20 protein-coding genes, 1 tRNA gene and 2 pseudogenes are annotated in these 22,828 nt (G+C 55.5%); 14 read left to right on the top strand and 9 right to left on the bottom strand.

Annotated elements, in window-relative coordinates:
- Window positions 1-80 precede the first annotated feature (80 nt).
- Both purL and purF read left to right on the top strand, forming a co-directional pair.
- Complete coding sequence (purL, locus tag E1H13_RS07285; protein WP_169612744.1) at window positions 81-2,459, top strand: phosphoribosylformylglycinamidine synthase subunit PurL; 2,379 nt, start codon at window positions 81-83, stop codon at window positions 2,457-2,459.
- Between the two features lie 340 nt (window positions 2,460-2,799).
- Window positions 2,800-4,323 (top strand): amidophosphoribosyltransferase, encoded by a 1,524-nt coding sequence (gene purF, locus E1H13_RS07290; protein ID WP_169612745.1) that lies wholly within the window; start codon window positions 2,800-2,802, stop codon window positions 4,321-4,323.
- 133 nt (window positions 4,324-4,456) lie between these two features.
- On the opposite strand, the gene E1H13_RS07295 is transcribed toward purF, so the two are convergent.
- The 3 genes from E1H13_RS07295 to E1H13_RS07305 all read right to left on the bottom strand — a co-directional run bounded on the left by E1H13_RS07295 (window position 4,457) and on the right by E1H13_RS07305 (window position 6,184).
- Entirely contained in the window at window positions 4,457-4,885 is a 429-nt protein-coding gene (locus E1H13_RS07295) for a Rieske 2Fe-2S domain-containing protein (RefSeq protein WP_169612746.1), read from the bottom strand.
- A gap of 73 nt (window positions 4,886-4,958) precedes the next feature.
- On the bottom strand, window positions 4,959-5,483 hold the full coding sequence (locus tag E1H13_RS07300; protein ID WP_169612747.1) for a peptidylprolyl isomerase: 525 nt from the start codon (window positions 5,481-5,483) through the stop codon (window positions 4,959-4,961).
- A gap of 335 nt (window positions 5,484-5,818) precedes the next feature.
- A complete protein-coding gene (locus tag E1H13_RS07305) occupies window positions 5,819-6,184 on the bottom strand; it encodes an EamA family transporter (RefSeq protein ID WP_169612748.1) in 366 nt (121 codons plus the stop codon).
- A gap of 129 nt (window positions 6,185-6,313) precedes the next feature.
- Between E1H13_RS07305 and E1H13_RS07310 the strand changes: the two genes are divergently transcribed.
- From E1H13_RS07310 to E1H13_RS07350, 10 genes and pseudogenes are all read left to right on the top strand, one after another.
- Entirely contained in the window at window positions 6,314-7,180 is an 867-nt protein-coding gene (locus E1H13_RS07310) for a M48 family metallopeptidase (RefSeq protein WP_169612749.1), read from the top strand.
- Window positions 7,159-7,242, top strand: a tRNA-Leu gene (locus E1H13_RS07315). Before E1H13_RS07310 ends, E1H13_RS07315 begins: the two co-directional genes overlap by 22 nt.
- Before the next feature lie 211 nt (window positions 7,243-7,453).
- Window positions 7,454-8,608, top strand: coding sequence for a methionine adenosyltransferase (gene metK, locus E1H13_RS07320; protein WP_169612750.1), 1,155 nt, complete (start codon window positions 7,454-7,456; stop codon window positions 8,606-8,608).
- 174 nt (window positions 8,609-8,782) lie between these two features.
- Window positions 8,783-8,856: pseudogene (locus E1H13_RS28285) on the top strand (type IIL restriction-modification enzyme MmeI); the annotation flags it as partial.
- Between the two features lie 58 nt (window positions 8,857-8,914).
- On the top strand, window positions 8,915-9,145 hold the full coding sequence (locus E1H13_RS07325) for an addiction module protein (RefSeq protein ID WP_169612751.1): 231 nt from the start codon (window positions 8,915-8,917) through the stop codon (window positions 9,143-9,145).
- Window positions 9,142-9,432 (top strand): type II toxin-antitoxin system RelE/ParE family toxin, encoded by a 291-nt coding sequence (locus E1H13_RS07330; protein ID WP_169612752.1) that lies wholly within the window; start codon window positions 9,142-9,144, stop codon window positions 9,430-9,432. Before E1H13_RS07325 ends, E1H13_RS07330 begins: the two co-directional genes overlap by 4 nt.
- Window positions 9,433-9,702: 270 nt before the next feature.
- Entirely contained in the window at window positions 9,703-9,945 is a 243-nt protein-coding gene (locus tag E1H13_RS27215) for a type II toxin-antitoxin system RelE/ParE family toxin (RefSeq protein WP_256378499.1), read from the top strand.
- Between the two features lie 10 nt (window positions 9,946-9,955).
- Window positions 9,956-10,258, top strand: coding sequence for an addiction module antidote protein (locus E1H13_RS07340; RefSeq protein WP_169612753.1), 303 nt, complete (start codon window positions 9,956-9,958; stop codon window positions 10,256-10,258).
- 2 nt (window positions 10,259-10,260) lie between these two features.
- Complete coding sequence (locus E1H13_RS07345) at window positions 10,261-10,437, top strand: hypothetical protein (protein ID WP_169612754.1); 177 nt, start codon at window positions 10,261-10,263, stop codon at window positions 10,435-10,437.
- Between the two features lie 384 nt (window positions 10,438-10,821).
- Window positions 10,822-11,586 (top strand): annotated as a pseudogene (locus tag E1H13_RS07350) (Appr-1-p processing protein); the annotation flags it as partial.
- Window positions 11,587-11,784: 198 nt separating this feature from the next.
- On the opposite strand, the gene E1H13_RS07355 reads toward E1H13_RS07350, so the two are convergent.
- The 5 genes from E1H13_RS07355 to E1H13_RS07375 form a co-directional block, all read right to left on the bottom strand.
- Window positions 11,785-13,398 (bottom strand): cation:proton antiporter, encoded by a 1,614-nt coding sequence (locus E1H13_RS07355; protein ID WP_347404134.1) that lies wholly within the window; start codon window positions 13,396-13,398, stop codon window positions 11,785-11,787.
- Window positions 13,399-13,411: 13 nt separating this feature from the next.
- The gene (locus tag E1H13_RS07360) at window positions 13,412-13,654 is read right to left on the bottom strand and encodes a hypothetical protein (protein ID WP_169612755.1); all 243 of its coding nucleotides are present in this window, start codon (window positions 13,652-13,654) and stop codon (window positions 13,412-13,414) included.
- Between the two features lie 57 nt (window positions 13,655-13,711).
- Window positions 13,712-14,974 (bottom strand): MFS transporter, encoded by a 1,263-nt coding sequence (locus tag E1H13_RS07365; protein WP_169612756.1) that lies wholly within the window; start codon window positions 14,972-14,974, stop codon window positions 13,712-13,714.
- 261 nt (window positions 14,975-15,235) lie between these two features.
- A complete protein-coding gene (locus tag E1H13_RS07370; RefSeq protein ID WP_206070158.1) occupies window positions 15,236-15,997 on the bottom strand; it encodes a hypothetical protein in 762 nt (253 codons plus the stop codon).
- A 124-nt stretch (window positions 15,998-16,121) separates the two neighbouring features.
- Window positions 16,122-17,183, bottom strand: a complete 1,062-nt coding sequence (locus E1H13_RS07375) for a potassium channel protein (RefSeq protein WP_169612757.1) — start codon at window positions 17,181-17,183, stop codon at window positions 16,122-16,124.
- A 276-nt stretch (window positions 17,184-17,459) separates the two neighbouring features.
- Between E1H13_RS07375 and E1H13_RS07380 the strand changes: the two genes are divergently transcribed.
- Window positions 17,460-19,544, top strand: coding sequence for a M3 family metallopeptidase (locus tag E1H13_RS07380; protein WP_169612758.1), 2,085 nt, complete (start codon window positions 17,460-17,462; stop codon window positions 19,542-19,544).
- 398 nt (window positions 19,545-19,942) lie between these two features.
- Window positions 19,943-21,772: a serine/threonine-protein kinase gene (locus tag E1H13_RS07385; RefSeq protein ID WP_169612759.1), complete on the top strand. Its 1,830-nt coding sequence runs from the start codon at window positions 19,943-19,945 to the stop codon at window positions 21,770-21,772.
- Between the two features lie 31 nt (window positions 21,773-21,803).
- Here E1H13_RS07385 and E1H13_RS07390 read toward each other — a convergent pair whose 3' ends face one another.
- Window positions 21,804-22,667 carry a transglutaminase family protein gene (locus tag E1H13_RS07390; protein WP_169612760.1) on the bottom strand — a complete coding sequence of 288 codons (864 nt, stop codon included), beginning with the start codon at window positions 22,665-22,667 and terminating at the stop codon, window positions 21,804-21,806.
- Window positions 22,668-22,828 lie beyond the last annotated feature (161 nt).

Consider the following 22,828-nt stretch of genomic DNA (forward strand, 5'->3'; position numbering starts at 1 on the left):
TCACCAGCCGATATCGAGATCAAGCTTCAGATGGCATCCGCTTAGGGCTAAGATCGGTAAGCAACTTCCCCAGCGCTAGTATGACCGTCTCTTCTACCCCTCCCTTTAGCCCCGACGAAATTGCTGCCGAGGGCATTAAGCCCGACGAGTATGAGGATATTGTGCGGCGGTTGGGGCGCCATCCCAACCGGGCCGAACTCGGTATGTTTGGGGTGATGTGGTCTGAGCACTGTTGTTATAAGAACTCGCGCCCGCTGCTGAAGCAGTTTCCTACCGAGGGGCCACGGGTCCTGGTGGGCCCAGGGGAAAACGCCGGCGTTATCGATGCTGGAGATGGCCTGCGGGTAGCGTTCAAGATCGAGTCTCACAACCACCCATCTGCCGTAGAGCCCTTCCAGGGGGCGGCTACCGGGGTGGGGGGGATTCTGCGGGATATTTTTACCATGGGGGCGCGGCCCATCGCCACCCTCAACTCCTTGCGATTTGGGGATTTACGCCATAGCCGCACCCGTCGCCTTTGCCAGGGGGTGGTGGCCGGTATTGCCCACTACGGCAACTGCTTTGGGGTACCCACCGTGGGAGGCGAGGTGTACTTTGATGCCGCCTATACGGGCAACCCCCTGGTCAATGCCATGGCCATTGGCATCATGGAAACCGACGACATTGTTAAGTCAGGGGCGGCGGGCATTGGCAACCCGGTGCTGTATGTGGGTTCCACCACCGGGCGAGACGGTATGGGCGGGGCCAGCTTTGCCAGTGCCGAACTGACAGACGAATCAGAAGCCGATCGCCCGGCGGTGCAGGTGGGCGATCCATTTCTGGAAAAGTCTTTGGTAGAAGCCTGTTTGTTGGCCTTTAAGACCGGGGCGATCGTCGCCGCCCAGGACATGGGGGCTGCTGGTCTGACCTGTTCTACCGCTGAAATGGCGGCCAAAGGAGGCGTGGGGATTGAGCTCGATTTGGACCTGATTCCGGTGCGGGAAACCGGCATGGTGCCCTACGAATACCTGCTGTCTGAATCCCAGGAGCGGATGCTGTTTGTGGTAGCCCAAGGTCGCGAAGCTGAGGTGATTGACATCTTCGAGCGCTGGGGACTGCACGCGGTGGTGGCGGGCCGGGTGGTGGAAGAGCCGATTGTGCGAATTTTGTTCCAAGGTCAGACAGCGGCGGAAATTCCAGCCCTGGCCCTGGCCGAAAATACCCCCATTTATCATCGAGAGCTGCTGCCCGAGCCCCCGGCCTATGCCCAAACCGCCTGGGCCTGGGGTGAGGATAGTTTGCCCCCCTGTGAGCTCACAGGCCTGAGCCAGCAGGGAGATATCATTCCCTGGACGGCGGTCCTCCACACCCTGCTAGACCAGCCTACCATTGCCTCTAAAGCCTGGATATACCGCCAGTACGACCATCAGGTGCAAAATAACACCGTCACCGGTCCCGGCCAGGGAGATGCGGCGGTGATTCGACTGCGGCCCCAGGAAGCTGTGCCGGGGCATCAGCCCGGGGGGGTTAGCCGGGGGTTGGCCGCCACAGTGGACTGCAACGCTCGCTACGTGTACCTCCACCCTTACGAGGGGGCCAAGGCCGCCGTGGCCGAAGCGGCCCGCAACCTCAGCTGCGTTGGTGCCCTGCCCCTGGCCGTGACCGATAACCTCAACTTCGGTAGCCCGGAAAAGCCCATTGGCTACTGGCAACTGGCCCATGCCTGTCAGGGGTTAGCAGACGCCTGCCGCGAGTTGGAAACTCCAGTGACCGGGGGTAACGTCTCCCTCTATAACGAAACGGTGGATAGCCAGGGTAACCCCCAGCCCATCTACCCCACCCCGGTGGTGGGCATGGTGGGGCTGATTGAGGATTTAACCCACACCTGTGGCCAGGGCTGGCAGCAGGCTGGCGATTTAATTTATCTGTTAGGGGTGCCAGTGCAGCAGACGGGCACAGCTACCCTAGCCGGTAAACCCCTGGTTACCCTAGGGGGCTCAGAATATTTGGCGGCGGTCCACGGACAGGCCACCGGGTACCCCCCGGCGATTAACCTGGCCCTAGAGAAACAGGTGCAGGCGGCCTGTCGCCATGGCATTGTCCAGGGCTGGGTGCGTTCGGCCCACGACTGCGCCGAGGGGGGGCTGGCTGTGGCCTTGGCAGAATCCTGCATTAGCGGGCAGCGGGGGGCCAGGATACAGCTAACCCTGGGGGCAACCCAGACCAACCAGCGGTGGGATCGGCTCCTGTTTGGCGAAGGCGGCGCCAGAATTGTGGTTTCAGTCAACCCAGGGGACCAGGACGAGTGGGAGGCCTACCTGGGTCGGGAACTGACCGATACCTGGCAGCGGCTGGGGGCGGTACAGGACGATGCCCTGACCATGACAACCCAGACGGGTGAAACGGTGATTACCGCCCCTGTGGCAGCGTTGGCGGCAACCTGGGCGACGGCGATCGAACGGCGATTGGCAGCAGATTAGTGGTCTAACACATTAAAGATGACAGGCTGATAGCAGGGCTTACGGTGCACGGTGTACGGTCTGGGGTTCACGGCCAGCCGTAGACCGTGCACCCCAGGTAGCAAATCCTGTCAGTATCAGATTGACCGAGCACCAGTGGGCATCTCGCCAGGGTGCTATAATCGCTGATATGTTAAGGAACCATTAAATATGGCGGGTAAGTTTGGTAGTTTTTAATGCGGTTTTGAGACCCCCCACCCTATGATGAAGCTGGATACGCACTGCGCAAAGCGTGGTTGCTAAGTGCATGTATCACTCCGCTTATTTGCCATGGCGTTCCTACAGTCACCCTGCATAGCCAATGACGTTCCCTTCTAAATCTTTCTTGAACGAATCCGGTAAGTCCAGCCCTGACAACGGCCTTGACCGTCCGGATAAACCCGAAGAAGCTTGCGGCGTCTTTGGCCTATTTGCCCCGGATGAGGAAGTCGCCCGACTGGCTTACTTCGGCCTGTTTGCTTTGCAACATCGGGGGCAGGAATCGGCTGGCATTGCCACCTTCAATGCGTCAGGCAGTCATTGCTATAAACATATGGGGCTGGTCTCCCAGGTGTTTGACGACCACATTCTTAAGGACTTAACCGGGCATATCGCCGTGGGCCACACCCGCTATTCCACCACTGGATCTAGCCATGTGTGTAATGCTCAGCCTGCCATTGTGCCTACTCGTTTAGGTGATTTGGCCTTGGCCCACAACGGCAACCTGGTCAACGCCGCCGACCTGCGGGAAGAACTGCTAGAACGCAACCACGATCTAGTCACCACCACAGACTCTGAAATGATTGCCTTCGCCCTAGCAGAGGCGGTTAACGATGGCGATGACTGGGTCAGCGCTGCTGAAAAAGCCTTCGATCGCTGCCGTGGAGCCTTTAGCTTGGTCATCGGCACTCCCCAGGGGATCATGGGAGCCCGGGATCATCAGGGGATTCGGCCTCTGGTGCTAGGGGTACTGGGAGATGATATCCCCACTGAAGGGCAGCCCGCCCCCTATGTCCTGGCCTCTGAAACCTGTGCCCTGGATATTATTGGTGCCACCTACATTCGTGACATTCAGCCCGGGGAGCTAGTTTGGATCACCGATCGGGGCCTGGTCTCTTACCAGTGGGCAGCAGCGACCCAACGCAAACTCTGTGTGTTCGAGATGATCTATTTCTCTCGCCCGGACAGTATTGTCAATGGCGAAAGCTTGTACAGCTATCGCCGCCGCCTGGGGCATCAGCTTGCTAAAGAATCTCCAGCTGAGGTGGATTTAATTATGGCGGTACCTGACTCTGGGGTGCCCGCCGCCATCGGCTTTTCTCAGCAGTCGGGGATTCCCTATGCCGAAGGGCTAATCAAAAACCGCTACGTGGGCCGTACCTTTATTCAGCCCACCCAATCGATGCGGGAAGTGGGCATTCGCATGAAGCTGAATCCCCTCAAAGACGTACTGTATGGTAAACGGGTGCTGATTGTGGATGACTCGATTGTGCGGGGCACCACTAGCCGCAAAATTGTCCAGGCACTCCGGGATGCAGGGGCTACAGAAGTACACATGCGAATTTCATCGCCGCCCGTCACCCATCCCTGTTTCTATGGCATTGATACCGACAACCAGGATCAGCTAATTGCCGCTACCAAGTCCTTGGCGGAGATTACCGAACAAATTAATGTCGATTCCCTGGCCTATCTGAGTTGGGAAGGGATGCTGCAAGCGACCGAACAAAATCCTGATAGCTTCTGTTCCGCCTGCTTTACAGGTAACTACCCGGTTGATATCCCCGCCCCCTTTAAGCGAGCCAAACTGAAGTTTGAGGCTAAACAGCCAGTAACAACAACAACCTAGAGCGTCAGTACAGTATTGCAAGATCCCAGGTTTCTTGGGCTAATGGGCAACGAATTTTGGGCCATCCAAGGATAGAACCCTGGGATCTGTACCGGCGTTCTAGGACAACTTCCGAGCAAGAAGATCTCCAGATTTAGACCCGGACTAGCACGGTATCCTCTTCAATGGTTGCATCCAATTGCTCCAAACCGCCTGACGCTGGCCCGTCTACCAAATCGCCATTGGCCTGAAATTTGGAATCGTGGCAGGGACAGCTAAATAAGCTATCTTCACTGTCCCATTCCACGACACAGGACCGGTGGGGACATAGGGTATTTACCGCAAGTACCCCCTCTGAGCTGGCCGGATCTCGCATGACCGCAACTGGAATACCTTGAACATCGTCACGGGTCAGCACCGCCTGGCTGTCCAAATCATCGACGCTGCCGATTTCGGTAAAGCCGTCATCCCGGGTGGGGGCATCGGCCGTCGTGTCAGTTGTGCGACAAGCGGCGATCGCGATGGGTAGGGAGCTAGCCAAGACCCCTACCCCAATCCAACTCATAAAGTCCCGTCGTTTCATCAGCCTTAATGGAATAGTGCTGACTTTAAGCTAATGGATCTGTCAGCAAAAAGCATCTTCGTGCAATCGGAGTCTAAAGCTCTCCACAATCAGCGATCATCACTGGTTCAGAGGTTTGGCCACTGCGGCTGCCGACCTGCTCCATGGCTTGAACCACATCCATGCCTTCGATCACCCGACCAAATACCACATGTTTGCCGTCGAGCCAGGGGGTGGACACCGTGGTCAAGAAAAATTGGGAGCCATTGGTATTTGGCCCGGCGTTAGCCATGCTTAGCAGACCCGGTTCGGTGTGTTTGAGGGTAAAGTTTTCATCGGCAAACTTAGCCCCATAAATTGACTCGCCACCAGTGCCATTGCCTCGGGTAAAATCACCCCCCTGACACATAAACTCAGGAATGATGCGGTGGAAACTAGACCCCTTGAAGTGTAATGGCTTTCCAGAGGTGCCAGTACCTTTCTCGCCAGTGCATAGGGCCCGAAAGTTTTCTGCGGTTTTAGTGGCTACATCGGCCCGCAGTTCCATCACAATGCGACCCGCCGGTGCACCACCAATAGTGATATCAAAAAAGACTTGGGGATTGGTTGTTTCTGTCATTCGTTTTACCTATTAACGCAGGACGCTAGGATTAAAGGCCAGCTTGCCTTAAGCCTATGCTAAGCCCAGATCGGGATCTATAGTTTGCTCACAGGAGTTTGCTCACAGGCAACACGCCATCTCTGGACTTGAATTTGGTGTAGTCAAGCTGGCTACCCAGCCATTAACCCACAATTTGTCCGAAAGCTAAAGATTCTTAGGGTAGACACATTGGTCTGCCCCCATGCCACCACCCCGCCCATACCTTCCCTAGGTCTCTGTTGCCCGCAAAGGGCAGGCACATCGGTCTGCCCCTACAGACGGAACCCTGGCAACCGGACTCAATACCGATCCCCTTACCGCGAGGCCACCAGGACGACCCCACCCATAATCAGTCCGAGCCCCACTAGCCGGATCGAGGTCACATCTTCGTTAAAGACAAAAGCGCCGATCAGTACCGAGGTGAGGTACATCAATGAGGCTGAGGGGGCGGCAATACTGAGGTTGACCCGGGTGAGTAGCAGGATATAGCCAATGGCGCCAACGCCGTAAGCCATCAGCCCGATCAACAGGGCTGGGGTGGTGGCAATGCTGAGAATATGAGTAAGGACATTAGCACTGGTGACTTTGCCCAACTGCAGTGCTCCTAACTTTAGGAACAGTTGCCCAAACGTGCTGGCCATAATTGACATCAACAATAGGCCGAATTCCTGAAACGTCACACTCAGTCCTCACAAAGCAAGGTCATAGATTGGGGGCTAGGCCGGTTTAGTCAATGATTTTACTCGACTTAGAGATCAAAATAAAAGACGCGCTACCATAAACATAAAGGGTATATATATCCTAAACCCATGACTGGAAAAACTCTCCTACTCGGGCTGCGAGCTGATCAGTTTCGCCACCCCCTTGATCTAGACGCGACCCGTGCTCTGAAACAGCTGCCAGGGCTGGATGTGCTGGTGCGGATGGTGATATCCCCCCTGGCAGAGCAGTTTTTCCATCTAGAGAATCTGGCTACTAGTCTGCAAGTCAGCGATCGCCAACTACCTGACCTGCACCAAGCGCTGATTGAGGCGTGTCAAATTCTCGATTTGGATCCACCTCAGCTGTATGTGCGCCAGCATCCGGTGCCCAATGCCTACACCTTTGCCATGCGGGGGGAGCGGCCTTTTATTGTCATTCACACCTCGCTGATAGAGCTGCTGACCCCAGCCGAAACTCAAGCGGTGATTGCCCACGAACTGGGCCATCTGAAATGTGATCACAGCATTTATCTCACCCTGGCTAATCTGATCACCCTGGCAGCCAGTCAACTGCCCCTGGGGGAGGTGCTGGCCCAAAACCTGCAAAGCCAGCTAATGGAGTGGGTGCGGTGTGCCGAGTTTACCTGCGATCGCGCCGCCCTGCTGGTGGCCCAAGACCCTCGCGTGGTCGCCTCCCTGCTGATGAAGCTCTGCGGTGGGGCGCCGTCATTGGTGAATCAGCTGAATGTGGACGCCTTTATCGACCAGGCCCGTGATTATGACGCCATCAGTGATGACAGCCTGGGGGAGGCCCTAAAACAGATGCGCACCCAGGGGTTAACCCACCCGGTGCCGGTGCTGCGCGCCCGAGAGATTGACCGCTGGGCCAGTAGCCAAGCGTATTTTGCCCTAGTTAAAAATCGCCCGATTCAGTATAATGAGGATTCATCCAAGGGCGGATGGCGAAATTGGTAGACGCACCACACTCAAAATGTGGCGGCCTTACGGTCATGGGAGTTCGAGTCTCCCTCTGCCCATTTAGTCGGCTTGCATCCCGGTCTATGTCTATGGTGCAGCCGTGGACCCTAGCTTATCGGCTAGTACCGAATCGATCTGGGACATCCTGAGCGGGTAACCCTCTCAATAACCGTGTAAAATCTTGTGGGTAACGTCCAGGTCAATGTTGTCTGGTGTTGATCAGGCATCTTCTCCGTTTGTAGTACCACCCAGCACCCACACCCTATAGCAATGAGTGAATACAGCATTTTTACCTCCGAGTCCGTTTCCGAAGGTCATCCTGATAAAATGGCCGACCAGATATCTGATGCCGTATTAGACGCCATCCTGAAAGAAGACATTCAAGCCCGGGTAGCGGTGGAAACCTTGGTGAAAACGGGCATGGCTGTGATTGCGGGGGAAGTGCGCACCAGCACCTATGTGGACTTAGAAGACATTGTCCGCGATGTGATCCTGGACATTGGTTATGACAGTTCGACGGTGGGGTTTGACGGCGCCTCTTGTGCGGTGCTGAATGCCATTGGTAAGCAGTCGTCAGACATTGCCATGGGGGTGGACGAAGCCGCCAATAAAGACCTGGGAGCAGGCGATCAAGGGCTGATGTTTGGCTATGCCACTAACGAAACCGATACCCTGATGCCAGCCCCAATTTACTACGCCCATCGGTTGGTAGAGCGGCAAGCCCACCTGCGTAAGCATAAGGTACTGCCCTGGCTGCGCCCTGACGCTAAAAGTCAGATTACCCTGCGTTACCAGGATAACCAGCCAGTGGCCGTTGACGCCGTGGTGCTCTCGACCCAGCATGACCCCGACATTTCCCAAGCCGACATCCGCGAAGCGGTGATGGAGGAAATGATTAAACCTGTGCTGCCGGTGGATTGGCTCCATGCCGGTACCCAGTATCACATTAATCCTACGGGGCAGTTTATTATTGGTGGCCCAGTCGGAGACTGTGGGTTAACTGGGCGCAAAATTATTGTGGATACCTATGGGGGGATGGCTCGCCACGGTGGTGGGGCCTTTTCGGGCAAAGACCCCTCGAAGGTGGATCGTTCAGCCGCCTATGCTGGTCGCTATGTGGCGAAAAACATCGTGGCGGCAGGGCTGGCCGATCGCTGCGAGATTCAAGTCTCCTATGCGATCGGGGTGGCCGAGCCCACATCGATTTCCATTAATACCTTTGGCACGGGCAAAATCGCTGACAGTGCGATCGTGGCCCTGGTGCGTCAGCATTTTGATCTGCGACCCCAAGGGCTAATTGATATGCTGAATTTGCGCCGCCCCATCTATCGCCAAACAGCGGCCTATGGCCACTTTGGCCGCGAAATCCCCGATTTCACCTGGGAGACAACCGACAAGGTGGATGTGTTGAAAGGGGCCTTATAGGCTGAACAGTGGCTATGATGGATAGCAGTTGTTTGTGTCTCAGGGCGTCTTGGTGACTCAGTCGTTTATCAAGGCAAGTCTCTAGGAGACGCCAACGCCGAACGTCAAGCCCTGGGCAATTGATGGTCGGAGTATGAACGCAGTCGAGATCGAAGCAGCCGTTTCCCAGCTTAAATTACACCCCTATGCGGCAAACTCGAAACCCGCTACCGCTACTCCAACACCCTCGGCTGGAACACCTTCCCCGTCCCCGAACTTACCGATCGCAACAAAGCCGACCTCACCCGCTGCAAGGAACGCCCGCCCATGCTGTCCCTAGATCAACTCATCGCCGAGGCCACCGCCTTACCCGCTGCCGACAAGACAATCCTGCTGGAAAAGCTCGTCGAGAGCATGGCCGGACAACTGGATCAGGATGTGTTGCGCGAGGGTATCCAAACTGCTCAGGCCCGTCTAGCCGAAATTGAGAGTGGCGCAGTCCAAACCATTCCCGGAGAGGTGGCTTTAGCCCAAGTCCGACAGCTCATCGAGCCATGAGGTATGAGTTTCACCCTGCCGCCCTGCAAGAATACGCCAAGGCGGTGCAGTTCTTTGCCCAATCCAACCAGCATCAGGCTTTCATTGACACCATTGAAAATTCGATTTTTCGGATTGTGGGCGCACCCGAGCGTTGGCCAGTCGTGGAAGGGCAAATCCGCCGTTATTTAACCCCCAAGTTTGCCTACGCTATTTTGTATCGTGTTTATGGCGATCGCATCGTCATTGTCGCAGTCATGAGTTGCCGTCGCGACCCAGACTACTGGAAAGATCGGCTGGAATCATAAAGTCCAACTTGCCCAAAGCACTGAAGCCATGCGGCTAGCGCGGGAGCACATCTACAGCGGTACTCCTTCGGAGTCGCTTCGCGATTTGCCTTGGGCAACGCTTCAAAAACGACACCGTTGGCGAAGCCTTCCCAGAGGGAAAACGGCTGGAAAAACTGTATGAGCTATATACCAAGATGACCAGCTAGACGTTTTCGTATCCCACAGGATACGATTTTCCCTATGATAGAGATTCGCCAGACCCAAACTTACCTAGATTGATTTGCCTCCCTGCGCGATCGTCAAGCCAAAGCACGTATTAATGTACGGATTCGGCGCTTATCAATGGGCAATCTGGGTGATGTAAAGCCCGTAGGGCAAGGCGTATCAGAACTACGGATTGACTATGGCCCAGGGTATCGAGTGTATTTCATTCAGCGAGGCGAGACCTTAGTCATCCTTTTGGCTGGAGGCGATAAAAAGACTCAAAAACGCGACATCAAAGCAGCTTTAGAACTAGCGAAAGAGTTATAGGAGAGCCACGATGACAAAACTGCAAACCTATCCTTGGGATGCCTCCGATCATCTAGACACCACGGAAGACATCATTGCCTATCTAGAAGCAGCACTAGAAGAGAACGACCCCAGTCTCGTAACGGCTGCATTAGGCGATATTGCGCGTTCTAAAGGAATGACCCAGATTGCCCAGGCAACTGGCTTAGGGCGCGAAAGTCTCTATAAAGCCCTCTCGATGGAAGGTAACCCAGAGTTTGTCACCGTGTTGAAGGTTTTGCGGGCTTTAGGCTTGCGTTTGCAAGTTGTTCCGGTTGCTGCCCAGGAGAGCTAACCATGACATACGAATTGGCCGTGCATCAAAAACAACTTGCCACCGTCGCCCCTGTCCCAACCATTCCCTTCGGCACTCTCACCGGACTGCACGGCATTGCCAAACAGCCTGGTACCGCCCCTCGCGATGAAGCGCTGCAAGCCGACTACACCGACTATCTGACGCAGAAATATCAGTAAATCGCACCGTGAACATCCTCATTGATACCAATATCGTCCTCGATTTACTCCTAAAGCGGGAACCCTACGTTGAGGGGGCGATCGCATTAGCAGGAGAGTAGTCACTGCTAGCTAAATCAGCCATTCGCTACCCTCGAAGCAAGTCCTATGACCGCTCCCAGCAACCCCAAGATTTACCACATTACCCACCTGGACAATCTCACTGGCATTGCCACCACTGGGAGCCTAGTTTCCGATGCCAAGCGCATTGCGAGCGGGCTGTCCTGTTCACTCGTCAGAACGGCAGTGACCTCTGCTAGTCACCAGCCGACCGTATCAGTCAAACCAAGCTGGTATTACTAAGGTGAGAGGAGGCACCCGACCATGATCAAGTTAACTCAAGGTGATATTCTCAAGGCTGTTGTGCAGCAGCACCACATTCAATCCATTGCCATTCCTCCCCTGGGCTGTGGTTTGGGCGGTTTGCACTGGGAAGACGTTAAGCCCGTCATCATTGAAGCCTTTCAAGCGGTTCCTGAGGTCAACGTCATCCTGTATGAACCCTCTGGACCGCCGCCTGCAACTGATATGGCAAAACCGCCCAAAATTCCCCACATGACCGTAGGACGAGCCGCCTTACTTGGGCTAATGCGTCGCTATCTGGCCGCTGTAATGGATCCCACCATTACCCTGCTAGAAGTCCATAAGCTGATGTACTTTATGCAAGAAGCAGGAGAACCCTTGCAGCTAAAGTATCAAAAGGCGCCCTATGGACCTTATGCCGAAAATCTACGCCACGTGCTTAACCATATTGAAGGGCACTTTATTAGTGGCTATGGCGATGCGGGCGATATTCCCGATAAACCCTTAGACCTCAAGCCCCACGCCTCTGAGCAAGCAGAAGCCTTTCTCACTCAGCATGAGGCGACTCGTCAGCGGTTTGACCAAGTGGCAGCCTTGATTAAAGGGTTTGAGACCACCTTCGGCATGGAACTGCTGTCTACGGTGCATTGGGTGGCGACTCACGAACACGCTGCGACCGCTGAAGAAGCAGTCGCCAAGGTGCATGCCTGGAATTCACGCAAGCGTATGTTTGAACCCCGCCATATCCATCTGGCTTGGGAACGGCTGCGTGAAGCTGGCTGGTTGTCATCCGCTAGCCCGCTCTGAATGCCACTTAGACTCCGCTGGATGCCGTGGCCGAAACTGTCCTGCCCCCTGACGAAGACCTGGATGATGAAGCCCTGCTAGCTGCCACCGTTGGCTTCACCTCTCTAGAGGAGTTGTTAGGCTGAGTGCTGAGCTGTAGAACTCAACAGTAGACCAGTGGTGGTTGAGCTCAATCGTTAGGTGCTTTTCCTACCGAATTCAGGGGCTCTCCCCGGGTTTGGGGACAGGGCGCTCAAAAACCTGGGATAGGATTGGGTCAGGCAAGGATTTCAAGTAGCCCTGCTGCACAAAGTCCGCATAGGTGGCGGTTTCGATCGCCACCAGGGTTTCCCGTCGCTGTTGTCGTAGATAATCAGCGAGCTGCGGATAGGTCTGTTGTAGGGTATCCAGCTGCCGCTGACTTTGCTCCAGTTGGGTTTTGACAAACTCCAGCTCTGGGCCAACGGCTTGGGGATCGCCACTGGCAGCAATTGGGGGCTGGGTCAGATGGTCGAGCACCTGTTGGAGAGCCGTGCGGCGGGCCAGCAGCTGCAAGTACTGGGTATGGATTTGCTGATCTTCCAGCAAATTCAGCCGGTCCATTAAGGGCTTGGTGGTAAGGCCCTGGACGAGCAGGGTAAACAGCACCACCCCAAAGGAGTTAGAGATGATTTGTTGGCGATCGCTGACCAGAGCTGGAATGCTCAAAGCCAGGGCGATCGCCACCGACCCCCGCAGCCCCACCCACCACAGCACCGTTTGCTCAGCCCAGGGAATGGGGTTGCCGGTCACCCAGCCACTCAGGGCACTAAAGCCATAGATGGCCACCGCTCGAGATAGGACAACTGCCGCGATCGCCACCAGGCTGGTATCAATGTGCTCAATAAAGTAGGGGAACAGCACCTGATCCCCCAGCAGTAGAAACACAATCGAGTTGACCAGAAAGATGGTGAACTCCCAAAACTCCACCATCGTGGCCCGCTTTTCGGGACGCCGGCCAGGCTCTAAACTCAGGTTGCCGATCACCAACCCCGCCGAAACCACAGCAATCACCCCAGAGCCCCCCAAGTCTTCGGCCAACAGGTAGGCCCCATAGGCGGTCACCAGGCTGAGGGATTGTTCTACCCAGGCCAGGTCATAGCGCTGGGTCAACAGCGCCACCGCCGTACCAATGCCAATGCCCACCCCCAAGCCAATGGCGCTAACCACCAAAAATTGCAGCAGGGTGGTGGTCACATCAATCGGCTGCGGGTCAATCGCCTGTTCTAACAACACGCTAAAGGCGACGACGGCAGCCCCGTCGTTTAACAGACTTTCCCCTTCTAACAGCGTGGTCAGGCGACGCCCAGCCCCCACTTCCCGAAATACCCCCAACACCGAGGCCGAATCAGTGGCGGCCAGGCAAGCCCCCGTCAGCAGAGCGGTGGTCCAGGACACCTGCATCCATTGATGTAGCGCCCAACCAATGCCCAGAATCGACACCGGCACGCTGCCGATGGCAAACAGGCTGCTGGGCACCAGTTCCTGCCGCAAATCCGGCCACTTCATCTTCCAGGCGGCTTCAAACAGAATTGGCGGCAGAAACACCAGCAAAATCATGCCTGGCGACAGGTCAATCAGCCGCACATCCACCAGGGCCAGGCCCAGGCCTACCAGCAGCAACAGCAGGGTGTAGGGCACCTGGCGCAGGGGAGCAAAAATGCGCGGCAGACTGGCAGCACTCAGGGCCACCAGCAACACTGGCAAAAATGCCTTCAGGTTACGCTCGATCGCCAGATCGGTGGCATCGGTCAACAGGCTCATGAGCACAGGGCTAGGGGCAAGGGTCAACACAGCAGGCCCGTCCTCACCCTAGGCTTTGAAACAAGCGAGTGGCCATCTGGGGCAGGTGACTGATCTCAAACCAGAGCTGTTTGGGGGCAATACCAAAGCCATATTGCAGCACCAGCACAATGGCGACAATGCCCAGTAGCGATCGCCACCCCAGGTTCAGCACCTGGAACAGCAGCCTTGAGGCCAAAACAACCACCGCGATCGCTGCGACTAGCAGCACCAGCTGGGAGTCAGCCGAGCCAAACAAAGTGTCCATAGGTTACCAACGCACCAGAAAAACAAGAACCAAAAGCTGTGGCCATAGTAGCAGGAGCTAAGATTCTGAAGGCTGTATAGAAACCTGGGTATGCAGAGTTTCAAAGATCCAGAGCAGGACAATGCACACCGCCACGCTAGCCGCAACCCCCAGCCAAAACCGATGGGCTACCACGGGGGATTGATCCATCGCCCAGCCCCCCAGCAAAGGGCCAATAAAATAGCCCACCGTCCAACATTGCGAGCTAACCGCCACATAGGCCCCCCGGAGGGACGAGGGAGCCAGATCAGACACCGTGGCCACAAAAAATGGCTTGTAGGCCACCGACGCCAGAGACAGCAGGCATAGCGCCACGATCGCCCAAATAAACTGGGCCTCAGCGAACGTACCCGCCGCCCACAACAGGGCAAAGCCAGCCCCCCACAGCACCATACCCCCCATCAGCACAAAAATTCGCCGAAATGGCTTGAGGAAGCTGGTCGTCGGCAGCTGGAGCACCGCCCCAACCCCGATATAGCACCAGGTAAATAGGTTGGCTGTGCTACCGACCGACACCCCTGGAATCGGATCACTACCTGCCATAAAGTTGGTGAAATAGAGGGGAATCGTACTGGTAACCAGCGCCACATAGGTGGTGAAAAAAATATTGGCCAGCAAAAAAACCAGTAATGCTTTGTCTTTCAGGGCACTAATGAATCCCTGGGTGGACGTTTCCTGCTTCAGCTCCGGCTGATAGTCGTCTTTCATAGCCCCCTGCATTAGTAGCAAAAAGGCCAAGAACATCACCCCACAGCCCAGAAATAGAAGCTGAGGCGTCTGCTTGACAATGGCCAGCAGGGCACTGCCCCCCAATACCCCAAGGCCAACGCCAATATATTCTGACACCCCCATGACCGCAAACGCCTGACTGCGATCCTCCGGTGCGGTGGCATCCATCACCGCTGCACTCGAGGCCGTCCAGTAAAAGCCCAAACTAATCCCTAGCACCAAACTGGCTACAATCAGCAGTCCCAGGTTGTGGGCCACCATCAAAATCCCCGAAACCACCATCCCCGACACCGCCGCCAAAGACAGCACGGTTCTGCGGCCAAACCGAGCCGCATCGGTCAGGGTACCCCCCAGAAAATGCCCCCCCACTTCCGTCACGGCGCACAGACTCAGGGCAAACCCCACCGAGGTAGCCGATAGCCCCATTTGGTTGACAAACAAGATCGGGATATAGAAGTTGATCAGACCATAGGCGACTTGAATCAAAAATCGCCCACCCGCCTGCACCGACACCTGTCGATTAGCCACGTGAAAAATTGACGATACACTCATGGATTCTGGGGATAAGGCAGCAATCTGCTGCTTTAAGTAGGTGGACAAAAATAAAGGGCTCAACGTCGCTGGTTTCGACTTCGCTCAACCAGCGACGAGGCTTGAGCGGAGTCGAAGGCCGGATCAAGGATCAGTCAGTAATTGTGTCCATGGACTTATTTGCTTTATTCAAGGCTGAAGCAGAAAACTAGTCTGTACCTCAGGCTGCATATTCTTGGCTAGATAGGCTTGGCTTAATTTCTGGGCTCCATTTCTCTGGGCTCAATCGACAGCGTTAAACACAACGACCATCAGGGTCATGGCTAGCACCGTCAAGGCTGTACCCACCAACTCCTGCCGTAGCGGGGCCCGGCGATGGGCGGGCTGTAGCCAAAAGTCCAACATGCGGGCTACCGCAGGCATCACAAACAGGGTCAAAATGCAGGTGGTAATCAGTAGATTGACCACCATGGCGCTACCTGCTGACCAGTCTTCAAATAGCCCCAAATGCCCAAAAATTAAATCCTGGATCATAATCACGGGGTACAGCGCTAACACCACCGACAGAATTTGTTTCCAAGCGGGCGGTCCTAACCCCGATAGCTCAGCCCCCGAATGATGACAGAACCAGCCCTCAAGCCCGGTCTCAAAGGACTTAAATTTGTAGGCAGTAAAGATTTCCCGTCCTTCTTGTAGCAAGGCTTCCCGTTCATCGGAGAGGAGCCACTGGTTGAGGTGATCAGGGTGCTCGAAGTGTATTACCGAGTACCACCGCAACAACCCACGCTTACAGTTCAGAGGACGATGGCGATCGGCGCGCACAAAGCCCTCGAACCGCTGGGCTGCTCGAATTACCCCCCAGTGCCACTTGCGAAATGCCCAGAGCTTTTCCTCTGGCACTGTGTATTCAATCACCAAGCTGGAATAGGAGGACTGCTCACCCACCGGGCGAAACTGCCCCAGCCCCCGCATTCCCTGAAGCTTGGCGATCGCCTGGGGCCAGCGTTCTTGAAAGAAGTCAATTACTGATACCCGAAGGGTCATGGCTGCCGATCCCCTGTAGCCGCTGCTGTCATGCATTCAGTATACAAAAACCCAACTGAAACGCTTTATGTCTGATGGTATAGGTCCTAGCAAGGGCAGGCAGGGCATCCCAAGGAAGCTATCCTCAACGTACCCTGGCCCCCCGATAGCGCATCTCCTTTTTCAAAACATTTTGTTGGGCAAAGCTGGGCATATCCCCCTGGTGCCCCATCAAAATGATGGAGTCCCCCTTGGCCAAATAGGTCTCCCGGCTGGGGTGGATAATCACTGTGCCATCCGCTCGCCGCAGAGCCACCGTAATAAACGTGCCTTTGCCCCGCACCTCAATGTCCCCAATGGTGCCGCCAATCAAGAGTGAATCACCTCCCACGATGAGTTCATTCAACTGAATATCCAGCTCTGCCAAAAATTCGTTCAGCCCATGGTGGCCATCGGTTTGGGCCAAAAAGTCGACGGCCGAGGGATGGCTGATTAAATGAGCCAGGCGTAAGGCGCTGATAGAGGCGGGCAGTACCACATGGTCAGCCCCTGCTAAGCGCAGCTTTTTCTCCGTCGATGGCATTTCCCCCCGAGCCAAAATCATTAAGTTACAGTTCATCTCCCGGGCGGTCAGGGTAATAAACACGTTGGCGGCATCATTGGGCAACACTGTGGCGAGGGACTTGGCGCGGTGAATGCCAACGGCCTCTAGGGCCACTTCGTCGGTGGCATTGCCCTGGTAAACCAGATAGTTTTGCTCTCGGGCCAATGCAACCCGCTCTGGATCGCTATCCATAATGATGAAGGCTTGGCGATCGCTGGTCAGCTTTCGGGCCACCAATTGGCCAATGCGGCCAAACCCGCAGATAATCACATGGTTGTCCAAACGCTCAATCTCTTTAGTCATACGCTTTAGATTTAGAGCCCGACGAATTTCCCCTGCCGTAATCAGTTGGACAAAGCCTGTCACGGTGTACGCCACAGACAGCGCTCCGGCCACAATCACGAAAATTGTAAACAGCTTCAAGGTGGGGGATGCCAGGGGTTGCACCTCCCCATACCCCACCCCAAACACCGTGATCACCACCATGTAGACGGCATCCAGCAGCGCCCAACCCGCCAACATGTAGCCAACCACTGCCGCTACCACCGTCAGCGAGAAAAAGACAATTCCTGCAATAATGCGCCGAAATGAGCTATTTCGCATCCAACCTTCCAGCCACGACCCGAACCTCAGACAGAAATCGGATCAGTCTGCAAATAAAAGCTATGGTAAGTGACAGCCTTTAATAAAAGCGTGTGGCAACTAGCAAATTGCGATACACTTTTAAGTAAACTCATAATGACTTCGGCTAAATCACGACTTACTTAAACTTCTTATGCCACAAGTGCCAGCCTGAAAGCAGCTTTTGGACTGGGTTAGGTGGCTCCCTGCTAGATGAACGGCTTCTTGTAATCGTTTACCTCGTTCCATTCTGTAACTATGACAGCTACCATCGTTCAAAATCCTTTGCTTATTGGTGCCGGACTACCTCCCTTCCATAGCATCGAAACTGCCCATATTGTGCCGGGTATCACGGCCCTACTAGATAATCTCGCCGCCGACTTAGAGGCCCTGGAATCGACAGTTTTACCGACGTGGGCCGGGTTGGTTGAACCCCTCACCCAAATCGAAGAACGTCTGGGCTGGAGTTGGGGCATTGTGGGTCACTTAATGGGGGTGAAAAATAGCCCCGAACTCCGGGCCGCCTACGAGGAAGTGCAGCCTGCTCTGGTGCAGTTTGCCACCCGCCTGGGCCAGAGTAAGCCCCTTTACGAAGCCTTCAAGGCCCTGCGGGCTAGTGCCGAATGGGACAGCTTTGCCCCGGCCCAGCGGCGGATTGTCGAGTCCTCCATTCGGGAGGCCGAGCTGTCTGGGGTGGGGCTAGAGGGGGCAGAGAAAGAGCGGTTCAACCAGATTCAGCAAGCCCTGGCTGAGCTCACCACTAAATTCGCCAACAATGTGTTGGATGCGACTAAGGCGTTTAGCCTCACGCTCACAACCGCCGAAGACATTGCCGGGCTGCCCCCCAGTTTGCTGGCCCTAGCCGCCCAAGCGGCCCGTGATGCTGGTAATGCCGATGCCACGCAAGCGGCTGGCCCTTGGCGCATTACCCTTGACTACCCCAGCTATGGGCCTTTCATGCAGCACAGTCACCGCCGTGACCTGCGGGAAAAGCTGTATCGGGCGTTTGTGACTCGTGCTTCAGAAGGCGATTTAGATAACAGTGCCAGCATCGATAAAATTCTGGCCCTGCGCCATGAAATGGCTAACTTGTTGGGGTATGACACCTATGCCAATCTCAGCCTGGCCCGTAAAATGGCTCCCACGGTTGAGGCCATCGACAAACTGATGGATGAACTGCGAGTCGCTAGCTACGACACTGCCGTGAAGGAACTGGAGGAATTACAGGCTTTTGCAAACGCCAAGGGTGCCCCCGAAGCAGACAGCCTCACCCACTGGGATACGGCTTTTTGGGCTGAGCGCATTCGCGAAGAAAAGTATGGTCTCAACGATGAAGAACTGCGGCCCTACTTTCCCCTGCCCCAGGTGCTGGATGGCCTGTTTGCTTTAGCTCACCGCATCTTCGATATCACCATTGCCCCCGCTGATGGGGAGGCTCCAGTGTGGCATCCTGATGTGCGCTACTTCCAGGTGCTTAACGGCAGCGGTGATCCCATGGCTCACTTTTACCTTGACCCCTATAGTCGGCCCGCAGAAAAACGGGGCGGGGCCTGGATGGATGACTGTATTAACCGGGGTAAACTCAATGGCCAGGTGCGGTTGCCGGTGGCCTATCTGGTGTGTAACCAGTCCCCGCCGGTGGATGGTAAGCCTAGTCTCATGACCTTTCGGGATGTGGAAACCCTGTTCCATGAGTTTGGCCACGGCTTGCAGCATATGCTGACCCAGGTGGACTACACCGGGGCGGCTGGCATTAACAATGTGGAGTGGGATGCGGTAGAGCTGCCGAGTCAATTTATGGAGAACTGGTGCTACCATCGCGAAACCCTGTTGACCCTGGCTCGCCATTATCAAACAGGGGAGCCTTTGCCGGAGGACCTTTACCAAAAAATTGTTGCCGCCCGCACCTTTATGACCGGTAGTGCTATTCTGCGCCAGGTGCGGTTTGGCTGGACCGACATTGAGCTACACCATCGCTATCGGCCTGATGGCGGTGAAACCATTGCTGAAGTCAATCGCCGGATTGCTGAGCAATCCTCTGTGCTGAATCCTTTGCCGGAAGATGCGTTCCTCTGTGCCTTTACCCATATTTTTGCGGGGGGCTATGCGGCGGGCTACTACAGCTACTTTTGGGCTGAGGTGCTGAGTGCAGATGCCTTTGCCGCCTTTGAGGAAGCGGGGCTGGATGATGAAACGGCCCTGGCGGAAACCGGCCATCGTTTTCGGGATACGGTGTTGGCCTTGGGGGGCAGTCGCCATCCAATGGATGTGTTTAAAGCGTTTCGGGGACGGAAACCCAGCACCCAAGCCCTGTTGCGTCATCGCGGTTTAGTGGCGGCTTAGGGGGGCGGGGACGGATCGCGATCTAGTGGTCGCGATCCGTCCCCGGCGGAATGCTGCTACCCTGCTACCCCGAGTGACAGTAGCTTAGGGGGGGGAGTGCTTGCCTGAGAAAAGGGCTCTGGGGGGCTATGCCCAGTTCCTATCTGTTCGGAGCAGATAGGAACTTATATTAATTATTAATGCCTTATAAGTTAGCGGTACCATGAGGCACACAGTCTAGGGTAAGAGGGAATACACTAGAGCAGGCGTAGTCAATGTAACCGTTGCTGGGCTAGGTTAAAGATGCTTTCGCCAAACATCCGTAGTATCTGAGTTAAAAGTGTAAAAAAATACCATTCCCGCCATCCGTGTCTCGGCAACGATGACCGGTTGGATAGGTAATACATGATCAACAGGGCATGGAGCAGACACTGTTAGGAGGACGATATCAGATCTTGCGGCGGCTAGGTTCTGGGGGGTTTAGCCGTACCTTTTTGGTGTCTGATCTGCACTTGCCCAACCACCCCCGCTGCGTGATCAAGCAGCTCAAGGTGCAGGATAAGGACACAGGCACCCTCGACATGGCCCGACGGCTGTTTGGCACCGAGGCCAGGGTTCTCTATCAACTGGGCAATCATCCTCAAATTCCGGCGCTATTGGCCCATTTTGAAGAAAAACGAGAATTTTATCTAGCCCAAGAATATATTGAAGGGAGCCGCCTAAGCCGTCAAATTGAAGAGGGTAAGCCGTGGTCTGAAACCCGAGTGGTCTTACTGCTGCAAGAAGTTCTCGAAATCCTGGCCTTTGTGCATCGCCAACAGGTGATTCACCGAGATATTAAGCCATCTAACTTAATTCGCCGTCATCGAGATGGCAAGCTGGTGCTGATTGACTTTGGGGCTGTCAAACAAGTCTCTACCTCGCCCCTGATGGATGCGGAAACCGGTGCTACCAATTTGACGGTGGCTATTGGTACCCATGGCTATATGCCGAACGAGCAGTATGCGGGTAAACCCCGGTTTAGTAGTGATGTTTATGCGGTGGGAATTTTAGGCATTCGTGCCCTCACTGGCATCGCCCCCCAAAAACTCGATGAGGATCCGGTCACCAGTGAACTAGATTGGCGCAAGCAGGCGCCGTCAGTCTCCTCATCCTTGGCCCATGTGCTGGATATGATGGTGCGCTATGACTTTCGCGATCGCTATCCCACCGCCCAAGAAGCCTTAGAAGCCCTACAAAATCTGCCTAATTCATGCCAGGGGTTGATTGGCAACCACATCTATCAAACTTGGATGAAGGGAGCCCATGGCCTGAAGCCCATGCTGTCGGGAAGCCTCGCTGAGGCCACCGAGGTGGATGAGGCCTCAGAACTGACGGCAGTGATTAAGGATCCAGATTCTACCTCACTGTTTCCCCTGGATGCGGGGTTCACCAATGGCCATAGCCCTGAGGGGGTTTTGCCCCAAGCCACGAGTAGCAGCCAACGGGTTAACCGGCTAGGCTTCTGGCGACGCCCCACTGTAATGGCGAGTTTGGTGGGGGTCGGGATGCTTGCCGTTGCCCTATGGCAAAGCGGTCTAACGGTGGCGTTTGAACCCAAGACTAGCGATGGGATGGTGGCATTTCAGTCCGCTGATCCTCCCGATTTAGCGCTTAATCTGGGAATGTTGCTGCCGCCAGCAGAGAAAGTTGTGTTCTTAACTGATCAGGGGGATAGTCTCTTGAAAAAGGGGCGCTATCCTGATGCGTTGGGCCTTTATGATGAAGCCATTCAGATCAAGTCGGACCACGCCCCCGCCTACTTGGGGCGGTGTAAAACATTGATTGCCCTGAAGCGCCCCAGTGAGGCGATTGTCGCCTGTGATGATGCTTTGGCCTACAGCGCCTACTACCCTGACGCGGTGCGCAGTAAGGGTAACGCTGAAGAGCAGCAGGGACGGCTGTTAGCGGCCCTGGCCCTGTACGAACAGACGAATCAGAAAATGCCAGCGATGTCTCAAGCCTGGGTGGACCGAGGTCGGGTGCTGCAAAAGCTGGGGCGATCCGCCGAGGCGATCGAAGCCATTGAACGTGCCATTGCCTACGATCGCGATTCTGTTGAGGCCTGGACCGTTCGGGGAGAGGCGACCCTAGCCCTAAAACGATACGAACAATCCATTCTGGCTCTGGAAAAGGCCCTGCAACTGGATCCTGACCATGAGCCAGCGATCGCGCTTCGCCAACAGGTGCGTCAAGCTTTGGGCCGCTGAGCCCAACCCCTGAGCCCAAGCCCCTTGGCTGTTAAGCCTCGATCACCTGGACTTTCACCTCTGTATCCAGGGAAGCGGGCACCCGTGCCCCTGCTTCGGTACTGCCGATGACGGGCGCGGTTTGGGCCGGGAACGCACTCGCTACCAAAACAATGTGGCGATCGGTCACAGCTAGGCCGTGGGTGGGGTCAAACCCCCGCCACCCCCCGCCTGGTATGTAGACTTCGGCCCAGGCATGTAAGTCGCGATCGCTAATCGTACTGTCTCCTTCTTCATAACCACTGACAAAGCGAGCCGCCAGCCCAACGCAGCGGCAGGCCTCCATAAACAACACGGTCAGATCACGACAACTGCCCATTTTTTTCCCCCAGGTCATGCCCGGAGACCAAGGGCGACCCGTGGAGCGGGTAATGTACTGACAGGTTTCATAAATTCGCTGAGTCAAGGCGGTGAGAAACAGGCCCGCATTGCCATTGACCTGATGCAACAGGTCTTGGGCTAAGTCAACCACCCCAGGGGCTGGGGCTGGGTATAGCGGAGCGTGTAGGTAAGCATAGAGGTTGGCCGCCAGGGACGTAGGATAATCGAACGGCAACGTCACTGCCCAAGGTTCGGCGAGGTAATCAAAGGCATTGGTGCGATAGGTTTCTACCTCAGCCGTGGTGACAATGGTGAGCTGCGCCGTGGGCTCGGGAGTAAACCATAACCCAAGGATCTGATTACCGCCCACATCCACAAGACTCGACTGCCGCTGGGGAGTCGGGCTGACGTCCAACTTAAATCGTAATAACTGCTGGGCAGCATCGCTGCGGGGCCGGAGATGCAGGGTGTGGGAACGCAGGACGACCGGCTGTTGATAACGATATTGGGTATGGTGCTGAATGCGATAGCGCATGGGCTTTAGGGATGAACGTTAGCTGGGAAATTCTGAATCGGCCAGGAGTCAGGAGTCAGGAGTCAGGAGCCAGAAGCCAGTCCGTTCTTGTATTCTGCCCCCTGAATTCTATTACGGGGATAACATCTCGCTTGAAGAAATACGATCTCAACCCAAAATTT

Source organism: Nodosilinea sp. P-1105 (assembly GCF_012911975.1).
Lineage (GTDB): Bacteria > Cyanobacteriota > Cyanobacteriia > Phormidesmidales > Phormidesmidaceae > Nodosilinea.

Excerpts from the sequence above, each read along its gene's own strand:
- purL (WP_169612744.1), top strand. The coding sequence starts at position 81 with ATGACCGTCTCTTCTACCCCTCCCTTTAGCCCCGACGAAATTGCTGCC.
- purF (WP_169612745.1), top strand. The coding sequence starts at position 2,800 with ATGACGTTCCCTTCTAAATCTTTCTTGAACGAATCCGGTAAGTCCAGC.
- E1H13_RS07295 (WP_169612746.1), bottom strand. The coding sequence starts at position 4,885 with ATGAAACGACGGGACTTTATGAGTTGGATTGGGGTAGGGGTCTTGGCT.
- E1H13_RS07300 (WP_169612747.1), bottom strand. The coding sequence starts at position 5,483 with ATGACAGAAACAACCAATCCCCAAGTCTTTTTTGATATCACTATTGGT.
- E1H13_RS07310 (WP_169612749.1), top strand. The coding sequence starts at position 6,314 with ATGACTGGAAAAACTCTCCTACTCGGGCTGCGAGCTGATCAGTTTCGC.
- metK (WP_169612750.1), top strand. The coding sequence starts at position 7,454 with ATGAGTGAATACAGCATTTTTACCTCCGAGTCCGTTTCCGAAGGTCAT.
- E1H13_RS07325 (WP_169612751.1), top strand. The coding sequence starts at position 8,915 with ATGCTGTCCCTAGATCAACTCATCGCCGAGGCCACCGCCTTACCCGCT.
- E1H13_RS07330 (WP_169612752.1), top strand. The coding sequence starts at position 9,142 with ATGAGGTATGAGTTTCACCCTGCCGCCCTGCAAGAATACGCCAAGGCG.
- E1H13_RS07340 (WP_169612753.1), top strand. The coding sequence starts at position 9,956 with ATGACAAAACTGCAAACCTATCCTTGGGATGCCTCCGATCATCTAGAC.
- E1H13_RS07345 (WP_169612754.1), top strand. The coding sequence starts at position 10,261 with ATGACATACGAATTGGCCGTGCATCAAAAACAACTTGCCACCGTCGCC.
- E1H13_RS07360 (WP_169612755.1), bottom strand. The coding sequence starts at position 13,654 with ATGGACACTTTGTTTGGCTCGGCTGACTCCCAGCTGGTGCTGCTAGTC.
- E1H13_RS07365 (WP_169612756.1), bottom strand. The coding sequence starts at position 14,974 with ATGAGTGTATCGTCAATTTTTCACGTGGCTAATCGACAGGTGTCGGTG.
- E1H13_RS07370 (WP_206070158.1), bottom strand. The coding sequence starts at position 15,997 with ATGACCCTTCGGGTATCAGTAATTGACTTCTTTCAAGAACGCTGGCCC.
- E1H13_RS07375 (WP_169612757.1), bottom strand. The coding sequence starts at position 17,183 with ATGCGAAATAGCTCATTTCGGCGCATTATTGCAGGAATTGTCTTTTTC.
- E1H13_RS07380 (WP_169612758.1), top strand. The coding sequence starts at position 17,460 with ATGACAGCTACCATCGTTCAAAATCCTTTGCTTATTGGTGCCGGACTA.
- E1H13_RS07385 (WP_169612759.1), top strand. The coding sequence starts at position 19,943 with ATGGAGCAGACACTGTTAGGAGGACGATATCAGATCTTGCGGCGGCTA.
- E1H13_RS07390 (WP_169612760.1), bottom strand. The coding sequence starts at position 22,667 with ATGCGCTATCGCATTCAGCACCATACCCAATATCGTTATCAACAGCCG.